The sequence below is a fragment of the Agromyces neolithicus genome (assembly GCF_039529735.1).
In the GTDB taxonomy this organism is placed as follows: domain Bacteria; phylum Actinomycetota; class Actinomycetes; order Actinomycetales; family Microbacteriaceae; genus Agromyces; species Agromyces neolithicus.
The window spans coordinates 38,476-51,490 of record NZ_BAAANJ010000007.1 but is presented as its reverse complement, the minus strand read 5'-3'; the positions used below and the strand labels follow the sequence as shown (position 1 = coordinate 51,490).

15 protein-coding genes are annotated in these 13,015 nt (G+C 70.3%); 7 read left to right on the top strand and 8 right to left on the bottom strand.

Annotation, left to right across the window (positions count from 1 at the left end):
- Nucleotides 1–135: 135 nt before the first annotated feature.
- Nucleotides 136–627, bottom strand: coding sequence for a carboxymuconolactone decarboxylase family protein (locus ABD164_RS10535; RefSeq protein WP_344295953.1), 492 nt, complete (start codon nucleotides 625–627; stop codon nucleotides 136–138).
- A 45-nt stretch (nucleotides 628–672) separates the two neighbouring features.
- Between ABD164_RS10535 and pdxR the strand changes: the two genes are divergently transcribed.
- Nucleotides 673–2,103 (top strand): MocR-like pyridoxine biosynthesis transcription factor PdxR, encoded by a 1,431-nt coding sequence (pdxR, locus tag ABD164_RS10530; protein WP_344295952.1) that lies wholly within the window; start codon nucleotides 673–675, stop codon nucleotides 2,101–2,103.
- Here the strand turns inward: pdxR and ABD164_RS10525 are convergent.
- The gene (locus ABD164_RS10525) at nucleotides 2,085–2,930 is read right to left on the bottom strand and encodes an MBL fold metallo-hydrolase (protein WP_344295950.1); all 846 of its coding nucleotides are present in this window, start codon (nucleotides 2,928–2,930) and stop codon (nucleotides 2,085–2,087) included. The two genes, pdxR and ABD164_RS10525, sit on opposite strands and share 19 nt — an antisense overlap.
- A gap of 215 nt (nucleotides 2,931–3,145) precedes the next feature.
- Here ABD164_RS10525 and ABD164_RS10520 point away from each other — a divergent pair, with 215 nt between their 5' ends.
- Entirely contained in the window at nucleotides 3,146–3,790 is a 645-nt protein-coding gene (locus ABD164_RS10520; RefSeq protein ID WP_425545943.1) for a GTP pyrophosphokinase, read from the top strand.
- Nucleotides 3,791–3,818: 28 nt separating this feature from the next.
- Here the strand turns inward: ABD164_RS10520 and ABD164_RS10515 are convergent, their stop codons facing one another.
- On the bottom strand, nucleotides 3,819–4,265 hold the full coding sequence (locus ABD164_RS10515; protein ID WP_344295949.1) for a hypothetical protein: 447 nt from the start codon (nucleotides 4,263–4,265) through the stop codon (nucleotides 3,819–3,821).
- On the bottom strand, nucleotides 4,214–4,498 hold the full coding sequence (locus ABD164_RS10510) for a helix-turn-helix domain-containing protein (RefSeq protein ID WP_344295948.1): 285 nt from the start codon (nucleotides 4,496–4,498) through the stop codon (nucleotides 4,214–4,216). Before ABD164_RS10510 ends, ABD164_RS10515 begins: the two co-directional genes overlap by 52 nt.
- A gap of 64 nt (nucleotides 4,499–4,562) precedes the next feature.
- Between ABD164_RS10510 and ABD164_RS10505 the strand changes: the two genes are divergently transcribed.
- Both ABD164_RS10505 and ABD164_RS10500 read left to right on the top strand, forming a co-directional pair.
- Complete coding sequence (locus ABD164_RS10505; RefSeq protein WP_344295946.1) at nucleotides 4,563–5,402, top strand: hypothetical protein; 840 nt, start codon at nucleotides 4,563–4,565, stop codon at nucleotides 5,400–5,402.
- Entirely contained in the window at nucleotides 5,386–6,174 is a 789-nt protein-coding gene (locus tag ABD164_RS10500) for an isocitrate lyase/PEP mutase family protein (RefSeq protein ID WP_344295945.1), read from the top strand. Before ABD164_RS10505 ends, ABD164_RS10500 begins: the two co-directional genes overlap by 17 nt.
- Before the next feature lie 31 nt (nucleotides 6,175–6,205).
- On the opposite strand, the gene ABD164_RS10495 is transcribed toward ABD164_RS10500, so the two are convergent.
- The gene (locus tag ABD164_RS10495; protein WP_344295944.1) at nucleotides 6,206–7,405 is read right to left on the bottom strand and encodes a cytochrome P450; all 1,200 of its coding nucleotides are present in this window, start codon (nucleotides 7,403–7,405) and stop codon (nucleotides 6,206–6,208) included.
- 125 nt (nucleotides 7,406–7,530) lie between these two features.
- Between ABD164_RS10495 and ABD164_RS10490 the strand changes: the two genes are divergently transcribed.
- The 3 genes from ABD164_RS10490 to ABD164_RS10480 are packed head-to-tail and all read left to right on the top strand — an operon-like array spanning nucleotide 7,531 to nucleotide 11,065.
- On the top strand, nucleotides 7,531–8,379 hold the full coding sequence (locus ABD164_RS10490) for an IclR family transcriptional regulator (RefSeq protein WP_344295942.1): 849 nt from the start codon (nucleotides 7,531–7,533) through the stop codon (nucleotides 8,377–8,379).
- Nucleotides 8,376–10,070, top strand: a complete 1,695-nt coding sequence (locus ABD164_RS10485; protein WP_344295941.1) for an HAL/PAL/TAL family ammonia-lyase — start codon at nucleotides 8,376–8,378, stop codon at nucleotides 10,068–10,070. Before ABD164_RS10490 ends, ABD164_RS10485 begins: the two co-directional genes overlap by 4 nt.
- Nucleotides 10,067–11,065 carry a PDR/VanB family oxidoreductase gene (locus tag ABD164_RS10480; protein WP_344295940.1) on the top strand — a complete coding sequence of 333 codons (999 nt, stop codon included), beginning with the start codon at nucleotides 10,067–10,069 and terminating at the stop codon, nucleotides 11,063–11,065. The genes ABD164_RS10485 and ABD164_RS10480 overlap by 4 nt, the downstream gene beginning before the upstream one ends.
- Nucleotides 11,066–11,073: 8 nt before the next feature.
- On the opposite strand, the gene ligD is transcribed toward ABD164_RS10480, so the two are convergent.
- The 3 genes from ligD to ABD164_RS10465 are packed head-to-tail and all read right to left on the bottom strand — an operon-like array spanning nucleotide 11,074 to nucleotide 12,983.
- Nucleotides 11,074–12,093 (bottom strand): non-homologous end-joining DNA ligase, encoded by a 1,020-nt coding sequence (gene ligD, locus ABD164_RS10475; protein ID WP_344295939.1) that lies wholly within the window; start codon nucleotides 12,091–12,093, stop codon nucleotides 11,074–11,076.
- A 59-nt stretch (nucleotides 12,094–12,152) separates the two neighbouring features.
- Complete coding sequence (locus ABD164_RS10470; RefSeq protein WP_344295938.1) at nucleotides 12,153–12,437, bottom strand: DUF2277 domain-containing protein; 285 nt, start codon at nucleotides 12,435–12,437, stop codon at nucleotides 12,153–12,155.
- Nucleotides 12,438–12,482: 45 nt separating this feature from the next.
- Nucleotides 12,483–12,983, bottom strand: coding sequence for a nitroreductase family deazaflavin-dependent oxidoreductase (locus ABD164_RS10465; RefSeq protein WP_344295936.1), 501 nt, complete (start codon nucleotides 12,981–12,983; stop codon nucleotides 12,483–12,485).
- Between the last annotated feature and the right edge of the window lie 32 nt (nucleotides 12,984–13,015).

Sequence of the window (13,015 nt, the reverse complement as noted above, 5' to 3'; positions counted from 1 at the left end):
GTCTGGACAGATCCTCAGCTTCACCTGTGCAGACCATGGGTGTCGCACCCGATGCGAACGAGCCGATTCACTCGCGAGCGGGTCACTGGTACTCCGTCGGCGGTGACGCCGCCTGACGCCGCGACACCGGCGAGGTCAGTCCTCGTCGCGTTCGATCGGCCAGCACCTGGTCGCGACGCCGATCAGGTTCCAGGCGTTGATCGCGACGATGAGCGCGATGAGCGCCCCCGTGCGTTCGTCGCCGAAGTGTGCGAGCGCCTCGTCGACGTCGCCGTCGGGCACATGCGTTTCGGGTGCCCTCGTGATGGATTCGGTCAGGCGCAAGGCCGCGCGCTCTGCGGCAGTGAAGAGCGGCGAGTCGCGCCAGATGGCGACGGCGTGCAGCTTCTGTTCGGTGAGCCCGGCGGAGCGCCCGGTCTTCGTGTGCAGGTCGACGCAGTACGAGCAGCCGTTCAGCTGCGACGCGCGTAGCCTCACCAGGTCTCGAGTGGCCGGGTCGATTCCGACGCGGTCGAGTTCGGCGGTGGCAGCGTGGTCGAGCGAGGCGACAGCGCGGGAGAATCGCGGTACCGCCGCGTCGAAGTCGATGCGCACGGGAATCTCGACGAGTGTCTCGGTGAAGGTCATGACTCCACGCTAGAAGCGATCACACCGCTGCTACAGTCCATTTCCATGGCGATCCAATGGGCCATTCCGGGTCTCGACCTGCTCATCGACGTCGATCCCGCTCGAAAGTCCGCGTCACTCGAATCCGGTGTCCGCGACGCGATCCGCGATGGACGCCTGCGCGCCGGCACTCGGCTTCCGTCGAGCCGCACCCTCGCCGGTGACCTCGGCATCGCCCGCAACCTCGTCGCCGAGGTCTACGCGCAACTGGCTGCCGAGGGGTGGCTCGACGCACGCACGGGTGCCGGCACCTGGGTGGGTGATCGCGGCGGGCGAGCCGTCGCCGCCGCCGAGGTCGAGCACCCGCACCCGGCGCCCGCGCTCGACCTGCGCGGCGGTGTGCCCGATGCCTCCGCGTTCCCGCGTTGGGACTGGGCGTCCGCCGCGCGGCGGGCCGTCGTCGACGCACCGGCGAGCGCCTACGGCTACGGTCCGCCGCTCGGGTCACCGGGACTTCGCGCCGTCCTCGCCGAGTACACCTCGCGCGCCCGCGGCGTCGTCGCCGACCCCGAACGCATCGTCGTCACCCACGGGTTCGGCGACCTGCTCGCACGGATCGGGCGAGCGCTCTCGGAACGAGGCGCCCGGCGCATCGCCGTCGAGGAGTTCGGTCATCGGCATCACCGTCGCATCGTGAGGTCGATCGGACTCGAGGTGATCGCGCTCCCTGTCGACGACGACGGTGCGGTCACGGCGGCGCTGGAAGGCGCACAGGTCGACGCCGTGCTGCTGACGCCGGCCCACCAGTTCCCCACCGGCGTGGCGCTGTCGCCCGCGCGACGGGTCGAGGTCGTGCGGTGGGCTGAGCGCACCGGAGCCGTCGTCATCGAAGACGACTACGACGGCGAGTTCCGCTATGACCGGCGGGCGATCGGCGCACTGCAGGCGCTCGCTCCCGACCACGTCGTGTACGCGGGCACCGCGTCGAAGAGCCTCGCGCCGGCGGTCGGACTCGGATGGGGTGTGGCGCCTCGATGGCTCATACCCGCCCTCGCAGCGCAGGCCGAGCTCTCGAGCGGTCTCCCCGACATCCTGAACCAGCGCACCCTCGAGGAGTTCATCCGCGTGCACGCCTACGACCGGAACGTGCGGCTCCTGCGCGGGATGTACCGGGAGCGGCGCGCCCTCGTCGACGCCAGGGTGGCCGAGGAGCTCGCCGATTGCCACGTGAGCGGCATGTCGGCCGGTCTCCATTGCCTCATCGAACTCCCCGCCGGCATCGACGAAGCCGCCGTGAGTGAGGAGGCTCGCCGACGCGGTGTGCGACTCGCCGGCCTCCGGTCGTTCCGCGACGACGGCGACGCCGGTCGCCACCCGAGCGACCGCGTCGCGATGGTCGTCGGCTACGGCGCACCCCCGGCGCACCGCTTCGGACGGGCGCTCGACGGGGCGGTCTCGGCGATCCGCACCGTGCTCGCTCAGTCGGCCGGCGGCTGATCGAGCTGGGTGTAGGCCCGCTCGACGCCGCTGACGAGGAAGTCGAGCGGGATCGGCCAGTCGTGGTGGCGCGCGAGCGCCTCGGCCGCTGTGAGGCCGTCGTCGTGCGCGGCGCGGAACCGATCGGCGACGAGCTGCAGGTCACCGGCCTGGCGTGCCACGAAGCCGCGGTCGACGACACGGCCGTGACCGGGGATGACGAGGTCGCGCGGGTCCATCGCATCGGCGAGGGCGGCGAGCACGCCCGGCCACTGCAGCGGGAAGCTCCCCGAACCGTACATCGGCGGCCCCGACTCCTCGACGAGGTCGCCGAGGATCCACACGCGCTCGGCCGGGGCGAACACGACCAGGTCGGTGTCGGTGTGCGCCGGGGGTTGCGGCAGGAGTTCCACGATGCGGCCCCCGAGATCGAGCGTGGTCGGCGTGCCGACCGGATGCGTCGGGGGCGTCAGCCGCACGTCGTCCCAGTGCCGCCCGGGCTCCCGCGTCGGGTCGGCATGCCACGCGGCCAGCCTCGGTCGCTCATGCTCTGCGAAATGGGTCGCGATGTTCTCGTGGCCGTGGATCGAGGCATCCGCCGACGTTCCCGGGCCGAAGGCCTGATTGCCGAACGTGTGGTCGAAGTGCGCGTGCGTGTTCACGACCCATCGCACGGGGCGATCGAACCGCTCGCGCACGTCGTCGCTCAGCGCCTCGCCCTCGGCAGGCTCGGCCCGCGTGTCGACGAGCAGCACACCGTCGGCGCCCTCGATGACGACGATCGAGATGTCGAACGGGTCGTATCGGCGCTGGTGGATGCCCGGCGCCACAGTGTGCCATTCACGCATGACTCGAGCGTAGCGATCCGCCCGCAGCGAACTCCGGCGCCGAACCGCGGATTCCGTGGCCGAATCAAAGGCAACGCAGAGGATCGCGCCCTACGGTGGAACTCGTGACCCCGCTCGACGGAATCCGATCCACGAGGCATCCGAAAACCCCGCCCATGCTCACCGACCGCGCCCAGCGCACCCTCGAGACCATCGACGGGCAGACGCTCGACGAGATGCGAGCGCTGCGCGACGAGACCGAGCGGTTCATGCTGCGCTACAAGTTCGGCATGGACGAGGTGATCACGAAGCTCTCGATCCTGCGCGAGGAGTTCAGCCAGACGCACGACTACAACCCGATCGAGCACATCTCGAGCAGGCTGAAGAGCCTCGACAGCGTCATCGAGAAGATGCGGCGCAAGGGCGTCGAGCCGACGTTCGACGCGATCCGCGACACCATCACCGACATCGCGGGCGTTCGCGTCACATGCAGCTTCGTCTCCGACGCCTACCGAATCTTCGAGCTGCTCACTGCTCAGCGCGACATTCGCGTACTGAAGGTCAAGGACTACATCAAGGCGCCCAAGCAGAACGGCTACCAGAGCCTGCATGTGATCGTCGAGGTGCCCGTGTTCCTGTCGACCGGGGCGCATCCCGTGGCCGTCGAGGTGCAGATCCGCACGATCGCCATGGACTTCTGGGCGAGCCTCGAGCACAAGATCTACTACAAGTACGACAAGCAGGTTCCGCAGGAGCTGCTCGACGGGCTGACCGATGCCGCGCACACGGCTGCAGAGCTCGACGCTCGCATGGAGCGACTGCACCGCGAGGTGCACGGCGTGCCGCGGCTCCCCCACGCGAACCGCGATATCGCGGTCTGAGTCGAACAGCTGTCACCGCGGTCGCCGATCAGGCGAGCGCGGCAAACTGCGCCCGACCTTCGGCGGTGACCCGCAGGGATCGGTCGCCGGCCACGCGCGCGACCCACCCGTCGTCGAGCAGCCGCTCGAGCAGGTGCGCCCCGAGCCTGCCGGCGATGTGCGGCCGACGCTCGGTCCAGTCGAGACAGCCGCGCACTGCCGGCCGTCGAGACGTGGTCGCGATCGCCGACGCGATGCCGAGACGGGTTGCGAGCGGGCCGTGTGCATCGAGGACGGCGCCCGGCGCACCGGCTTCGAGCGGGGCGAGGGTGCCCTCGGCGACGAGCGCGTCGGCCACGTCGAGCGCGACGCGCCCGGCGAGGTGGTCGTAGCACGATCGCGCCTCGGCGAGCCGTGACATGGTCTTGGACTGCGAGTACGAGGTCACCTCGCCTCGCGGTGCGAGCAACTGCAGCGCTTCGACGGCGTTCGCCACCGCTGGTCCCGCAAGCGAGAAGTAATGGTGGCGACCGAGCCTGCGGCCGATGACGAGCCCGCCTCGACCAGTTGCGCGAGGTGCGCACTCGCGGTCGAGGGCTTCACCCCGGCGATCCCCGCGAGGTCGGACGCGGGCAGCGCTCGGCCGTCGAGCAGTGCGAGCAGCATCGCGGCACGTGCGGGCTCCCCCATGAGTCGGGCGGGCGTGGCGAGATCGGCGTCTCCGAGCATGTGCCCACGATACGTCGGGCACACTTCGATGGGTGGCGAAACGTTGCGGTCGTACCGTGGCACCATGACGATCATCTCCGATCCCCGCCAGGCCGAACGCATCCTCGCGGATCCGCGATACCGGGTCCCCGAGGCGGATGTCGCGGCGACGGGCTCCTTCGATCGATTCCGGGCAGCGGTCTCGCGTTTCACGAACGGCTCGATCCATGATGGCCGGCGCGCGCAGCTCGACGCACGCCTCGCGCACCTGAACCTCGGAGCGCTCGCCGACGCGGCCACGACGCGAACGAGGCGCGCGCGTCGGCTCGCCGAACGCGCTGCACTCGACACTGCCGCCCTGACCGCCGACGTCGCGCGCGGCGTGCCCGTGGCGAGCCTCGCCGACGTGCTCGGCTTCGACGAGGCCGACCGGCTCACGGAACTCGTTGCCCTCGTCGCCGATCGGTATGCCACCGGAATCGCGAATGACACCGTGGCCGAGGATGACGCGATCGAGCGCCTGGTCGCGATCGCGCCGGGCGCCGACATCGACACCCGCGTGCTCGAGGTGCAGTTGCTCGTGCAGGCCTGGGCGGCCACCCGCGCCCTCATCGAAGGCGCGATGCGCCTGCTCGCGTGCGACGACCACGCCCAGCGCTCGACCGCCGAACTGCTGCGCGAGGCACTCGAACAGCACGCACCCGTGGCGATGACCCGCCGGGTCGCACCCAGCGGTGAGCTCGTGGCCCTGCGCCTCGACGGCGCAGACCTGGCCTTCGGGACAGGAGCCCGTCGGTGTCCGGCGCCGCACCACGCCATCGCCATCGCGACGGCGGCCGTCGATGAGCTGAGGCGATCGCTCGACGGCCGCGACACCATGCCCGCCGAACGCGAGGAAGGATCCCCCCGTGCTGACGCCGACTGAGTTCCGAAGCCTCCACAGGCCCGGATCGCCGCTCATCCTTCCGAACGCGTGGGACCTCGCTTCGGCGCGCTGGCTGCACGCGTCGGGTCATCGCGTCGTGGGAACCACGAGCCTCGGCGTCGCGTTCGCAACCGGCCTGCGCGACGGCGCCGGTGAGATCGCGGAGGAAACGCTGGGCCTCGTGCGAAAGGTCGCCGGCGCTGGCATCGCGGTCACGGCCGACATCGAGGCGGGCTTCTCGAGTGATCCCGACGAGGTCGCGCGCTACGTCGCCGAGCTGGCCGAGCTCGGGGCCGTCGGGGTCAACATCGAGGACTCCGACACCACCGGTGGGCTCGTCGACCCATCGCTCGCGGTCGCGAAGATCGCCGCGATCGCCGCGGCGGTGCCGAACCTCTACGTGAACGCACGCACCGACGTCTTCTGGATCGGCGACGACGCCGACACTGCCTCGAAGCAGGCCGACGCAATCGCCCGGGCCGATCGCTACCTCGAGGCCGGAGCATCGGGGGTGTTCGTGCCCGGCGTGCTGACGCCGGCCACCATCGCTGCGCTCACCGCGTCGATCGCGGCACCGCTCAACGTGCTCGTGCAGCAGCGCATCCCGGTCGCGGAACTGGCTCGCCTCGGCGTGGCGCGGGTCAGCACCGGTTCGCTTCTCTTCCGCGCAGCGCTTGGAGCACTCGCCGACACGGCGGCATCGGTGTGCAGCGGTGAAGTGCGCCAGCCCAGCGGCACCCCGAACTACGACGAGGTCGTCGCGCTCGACTGACGGCCGGGACCCGACTTCTGGGTTCGCGGGGTCAGGCCGCGACGAGCTCGATCGGGAGTGACGACCACCCCCTGAGCGTGGTGTGCAGGAACCGACGCGGTTCGCCGGCCGGTCGCAAATGCTTCACACGCGTCGCGAGCGTGGTGAGCAATACCTCCATCTCGAGTCGTGAGATCGGCTGGCCGACGCACTGGTGGATGCCCATGCCGAACGCGAGGTGGCCACCCGCCTGGCGATCGAGCGTGAAGCGCGCCGCGTCGTCACCCCATTGCTCTGGATCGCGGTTGGCGGCACCCGGGAATACGAGCACCTTCGTCTCGGCGGCGAGTTCGATGCCGTGGAAGATCGTGTCGACTGACGCCGTGCGGAAGAACGACTGGAACGGCGACTCGATGCGAAGCGCCTCGTCGATGGCGAACCTCACGAGGCGGGGGTTCTCGTGCACTCGCGCCCATGCGTCGGGGTCGGCGAGAAGGGATGCGACGGTGTTGCCGATCGCCAGAGCGGTGGTGTCGAGTCCCGCCGAAAGCAGGGCGCGCACGAGCAGCGTCGCCTGATCCGAGGTGATGCGTCCGGCGTCAGCGTGCTCCCAGACCTTCGCGCCGAGCCCGTCGGGGGTGAGGCTCTCACGCGCGCAGTTGCGCATGACCCAGTCGCGCGTGCCCTCGCCTCGCGCGAAGTAGGCGCGAGCACGCTCGTTGTCGGGGCCGAACGCGCTGAAGTTCATCGCCCCGTGCGGCAGCAGGTTCTCGGCGCGCCCCTCGCGCGGAATGCCGACCGCGTCGCCGAACGCGTGGATCGGGAAGACCTCTGCCATGTCACCGACCGCATCGATTCTGCCGCGCACGACGAGACCGTCGACCAACTCGTCGGCGAAGGCCTGGAAGCCTTCACGAAGCGTGCGCACGCCGCGGGGTGAGATGACATCGACCATCGCGCTGCGCATCGAGGTGTGGATCGGCGGATCCGACTCGAGGATGCCCTGCGGTCGCCACGCCGGTTCATGGTGGAGGTTCTTCGGACCCACACCCGCGCCTGAGACGAACGTCTCGTGATCGACGAGGATCTCGCGCACGGCCGCGTGCCGCGTGAACGCCGCCACGCCGTGGCGGGTGAGCCAGACCGCCGGGCCCGCGGCCCGCATGCGTTCGAAGAGCGGGTACGGGTCGGCGAGATTCGCGTCGTCATAGGGGTCGTCGTCGAAGTGCGGCAGCTGCTCGGGGGTCGTCATGGGGGTCAACGTAGCCCCAGGCGGTGCCTGGCCGCCAGCGTGATTCTCAGTCACCGAGAATCACGCTTGTCAGCCCGCTCCCTCGGGTCGAACATGGTGCATGACGAGGACGAGATGAGGTGACCATGGCCGAATCGCTGTCGAGCCGCGATGCGTCGGCGCCGGCGTCGGCGCCGAACGGTGCCGACACGTCGCTCGAGCGCGGCCTCGCGATCCTCGACGTGATCGCGGCACCGGGCGAGCACACGCCGGCCGCGATCGCCGCGGCAGTCGGTCTGCCGCCGAGCACGACCTACCGATATCTGCGCCGGTTGGCCGCTCGCGGGTTCGTCGCGGTCGCCCACGGACGATACGAACCCGGTCCATCGCTCATCGGCCTCGCCGGCGGCAACTTCGCGACCACGTTCCTGGCGTCGGTCGCACCCGCGGTGCTCGCCGGGATCGTCGACGAGGTCGGCGAGACCGCGGTGATGATCGTGCGCGTCGGCACGCACGCCGTATGCGTCAGCCGCGCCGAACCCGATAAGGCGATCCGATACACCTTCGCCGTGAACCAGTTGCTGCCACTGCATGCGGGCGCCGGGCAGCGGGTGCTGCTCGCCTGGGCGCCGCCATCGATCGTGGAGCGGGTGGTCGCGAGCGGGCTCGCACCGTACACCGATGCCACCCTCGACGCAGCACAGTTGCACGCGAGCCTGCATGCCACCCGGCAAGCGGGATGGACGGTGTCACGTGGTGAATACGACACGGGCTCCGTCTCTGTCGCGGTGCCCGTGTTCTTCGGCGGCGAGGCCGTCTGCTCGCTGAATGTCGCCGGCCCCGAGTCACGCTGCGGCTCCCGCGAGTGGGTCGCCCGTGTGCGAACGCTGCTGAGCGACGCGGCACGTGACCTCAGCGAGTCCCTCGAGGCATGGTCGCCGCCGATACCGGCGCCGGCCGAATCGTCCATCCCGACCGACCCGGAGATCACATGACCGCACCAATCCCCCTGCTCATCGGCGATCGTCCCACCAGCGTCGACGACCTCGTCGCCGTCGCCCGTGATCGCCGTCGCGTCGCGCTCGATCCGGCGTGCCTGTCGCGCATGACCGCGAGTCGCGAATGGGTCGATGGCCTCATGCGCGGCATGGCCGCCGGAGAACCCGTCGACCCCGTCTACAGCATCAACACGGGGTTCGGGTCCCTCGCCGGGCGCGCGGCGTTCGATGACCCCGCCGATGCGGCCGAGCTCAGCCGTCGACTCATCCTCGCCGACGCGACCGGGGTCGGTCGCACGGTCGATGAGGAGGTGGTGCGTGCGACGATGCTCATCCGAGCCGTGAGCCTCGCACAGGGACACTCGGGTGTCGACCCGGCACTCGTGCAGGGCATCATCGACATGCTGAACCACGACGTCTACCCGGCCGTGCCGGAGTTCGGATCACTCGGCGCCAGCGGCGACCTCATCCCCCTCGCGCATATCGCGATCGTGCTCACCGCACCGCCGACGGGAGACGACGACCCGCTCGACTCGGGCGAAGCGATCGTCGACGGGCGCATCGTCAGCGGGGTCGAGGCCATGCGGCACGCCGGACTGGCACGGGTGCGCATTACCGCGAAGGACGGCCTCGCGCTGCTCAATGGCACATCGTTCTCAGCGGCCCAGGCGGCGCTCGCGCTGTGGGATGCACGGGTACTGCTCGAGACCGCGCAGATCACCGCGGCGATGTCGATCGAAGCCCTGCTCGGGTTCGGCGACGCATTCATCGCCGAGTTGCACGAGGCTCGCGGACAACGGGGGCAGATCACCGTCGCCACCCGAATGCGGCAACTCCTGGCGGGCAGCCGTCTCATCACGGGCGACCGCGACCACGATCCCATGCGCCAACCACCACAGGACGCGTACTCGCTGCGCTGCGTGCCGCAGGTGTACGGGCCCGTCGCAGACACGCTGGACTTCGTCGAGGGAATCCTGCAGACCGAGATCAACGCGGCCACCGACAATCCCCTGATCTTCCCGTCACTGCCGGCGTCGCGGTCGCTGAAGGCAGTGTCGGGCGGCAACTTCCACGCCGAGTACGTCGCCTTCGCCGCCGATTTCCTCTCGATCGTCGTCACCGAGATCGGCAACATCACCGAGCGGCGCCTCTTCCGTCTCGACGACGGCACCCTGAGCCGCGGTCTGCCCGACATGCTCGTCGCCAGCGCAAAGGTCGGACTCGACTGCGGCTACATGCTCCCGCAGTACCTCGCAGCAGCCCTCGTCTCGGACTGCAAGACCCTGGCCCACCCCGACAGCGTGGACTCGATCCCGACCTCGGCGAACCAGGAGGACCACGTCTCGATGGCCAACAACGCCGGTCGCCACGCGCGCCAGATCGTGCAGAACATCCAGCACGTCGTCGCGACCGAGCTGCTCATGGCTGCACAGGCGCTCGAACTTCGATGCGCGATCGACGGCGTCGGCACTCACACGGCCGACGACATGGGCACGGCGAGCCGCGCCGCGCTCGCCCTCGTTCGCGCGACGCCCGCGAGCGACGGACGCCCCATCGGCCACCTTCGCCACGATGTCGCGCTGTATCCGCGACAGCGGGCGGCGCACGCGCTCGTCGCTCAGGGCGAGGTCGTCCGCGCGGTCGACGCCGCCCTCGATGCCGGCGCGGGCCCGAGAGACGACTCATGACCACGGCCGTGTCGCCCGATTCCCTCCTCGCCCTCCGAGTCGTCCGCCTCGAGCCCGCCGCGGCCGGGGTGCGCGCGATCACGTTCACCCGAGACGACGGCGCAGCGCTTCCGCACTGGGAGCCCGGCAACCACCTCGAGCTGCGGCTTCCGGGCCGGCTCGTGCGCCACTATTCGCTCTGCTCGGATCCCGCGAGGCGCGACGAATGGCGCATCGCCGCGCTCGACGAACCCGAGGGGCGCGGCGGCTCGGCGTTCCTCTGCAATGAACTGCGCGAGGGCGACGTGCTCGAATCGTCGCCCCCGCGCGACAACTTCCGCTACCGCGACGGCGCGCATCCGCAGCTGTTCGTCGCCGGCGGCATCGGCATCACTCCACTGCTTCCGATGATCGCCGCGGCCGAGGCATCCGGTGCGCCGTGGAGGCTGCTGTACCTCGGACGCAGCCGCGCCTCGATGGCGTTCACCGCCGACCTCGATCGCTTCGGCGACCGAGTCATGGTGCACCCGAAGGATGCGGGCGGCTCGCTCGACCTCGGCACCCGCCTCGATGCACTCGACGCCGAGCTGCGCTCAACAGCCCCGGCGGGCGAAGCGGCGCAGCTGTACGCCTGCGGCCCGAACCGACTCCTCGACGCGGTCGTCGGCTGGGCCTCCGCGAACCCCGACCGAGCGACGCGGGTGCATGTCGAGCGCTTCACCGGTGTCGACGCATCGCCGAGGCTCGACGACGCCCCCTTCACCGTCGAACTGCCCGACGGCACCGAGATCGCGGTCGCCGCCGACGAATCGATCCTCGATGCCGTGGCCCGATCGGGAATCCCGGCGCTGAACTCCTGCCGAGAGGGAGTGTGCGGCACGTGCGAGACGCCGGTGATCGACGGGGTGCCCGATCATCGCGATCACCTGCTCAGCGACGAGGAACGGGCGAGCAACGAGACGATGATGATCTGCGTCTCGCGGTGCATCGGTGCACGGCTCGTGCTCGACCTCTGACGACGGGGTCAGTCCTTGCGCGCGCGGCTCGGCTGCACGCGCATCGGCTCACCGGGCATCTTCGGGAAGTCGGGCGGGAAGGGCAGCTCGCCGAGCCCGTCGTCGAGGTCGCGCTGCCACCACTCGAGCAGGGTGTCGATGCGGCCGGGGTGCGCGTGCATCGTCGCCCAGGGGTCGCCGTGCTCGGCGAGCCGCGCCGGCACACTGCGAATCGTGTGCTGGAGGGGGTCGGTCGCCTCGATCTCATCCCACTCGATCGGGCACGACACGGTGGCGGCCGGAACCGGGCGCGGGCTGTACGCGCCCGCCATCGTTCGGTCGCGGTTCGCCTGGTTGTAGTCGATGAAGATGCGGTCGCCGCGCTCCTCCTTCCACCATTTCGTGGTGACCTCGTCGGGCATGCGGCGCTCGAGCTCGCGCCCGAGCGCGATCACGGCATGGCGCACGTCGAGGAAGTCGTGCTCTGCCTCGATGGGCGCGAAGACGTGAATGCCGCGACTGCCCGAGGTCTTCACGAACGCGGTGAGGTCGACCTCGGCCAGCAGCTCGCGGAGCGCGAGCGCCACCGGCACGGCCTCGGCGAACCCGGTACCGGGCTGAGGGTCGAGGTCGATGCGCAGCTGGTCGGGGTTGTCACTGTTGCCCGCGCGTGAAGCCCATGGGTGGAAGACGATGGTGTTCATCTGGGCCGCCCACACCGCAGTCGCCGGCTCGTCGATGACGAGTTGCGGGTGACTGCGCCCACTCGGGTACGTCACCGGCACCGACCGCACCCACTCGGGCGCGCCTTTGGGCGGGTTCTTCGAGAAGAACTGCTCGCCGTCGACGCCGCCCGGGAACCGCTGCAATGAGATCGGTCGATCGCCGTTCGCCTCGACGAACGCCGCGCCGACGGCGACGAGGTACTCGGCGAGGTCGCGCTTGGTGATGTCGGCCTCCGGCCAGATCACGCGGGTCGGACTCGAGATGCGCACGCTGCGATCGCCGTGCGGACCCGGGACTGTGAGCTCGATCGCGTCGGCGGCCATGCCAGCGACGCTACTCCCCTTCGCGACCGGGGCGCACCAGGCGCGGCCGCCCCGGCCGCCTACGCCGTCGCGGGCAGGGCGGCATAGCGGCGGGCGGCGCGCTCGCGCGCCTTGGCAGCCTCGACCTCGCGGTCTTTCGGCGGCGCCGTGGTCACGAGATCGTCGAGCAGATGCTGCGTGATGTGGGCGATCTCGGCGACGGCGCGGTCGAAGGCCTCGGCGTTCGCCTTCGACGGCTTGGTCGCTCCGCTCACCTTGCGCACGTATTGCAGCGCCGCCGCGTGCACCTCGTCACTCGTCGCGGCCGGTTCGAAGTTGTGGAGGGTGTGGATGTTCCTGCACATGCCCCGATGCTAACCCCACACGGATTGAGCCGCTCGGGAGCCCTGTCATTCGCTGCGGCGGTCGGCGACCGGCTGCAGGCGGAACAACCGCACGACCCGCCCCGAGTCGCGCTCGTAGCCGCGATAGCCGGGCCACTGCGCCTCGATTCGCGCCCACGCCTCGTCGCGCTCGCCGTCGCCGATGAGGCTCGCCCGCACGGGCATGCTGCGGCCGCGTACCGTGATCGAGGCGTCGGGGTGCGCAAGCAGGTTGTAGGTCCACCCCGGATGCCGCTCCTGCGCGAACGTCGTGCCGGCGACGATCGCCCGGCCGCGACCGTCGGCGGTGTACATCAGGTAGGTGTCACGCGGTGCGCCCGACTTCGCGCCGATCGTGTGCAGCACGAGCGACGGAACGAGCAATCCGCTCAGCTGCACGCGCCCGCCCGAGACACGCGCGACCACCCATTCCAGCGGCGGCAGCAGCACCGGCGCGAGCGCACGGAACACGCGGGTGCGGGTGAGCGGCGCGATGACGGAGCGAACGAGGAGCTGCACGGTCGGCATCCGCCCCATTCTCGTCGCCGGCCTCGACGTTC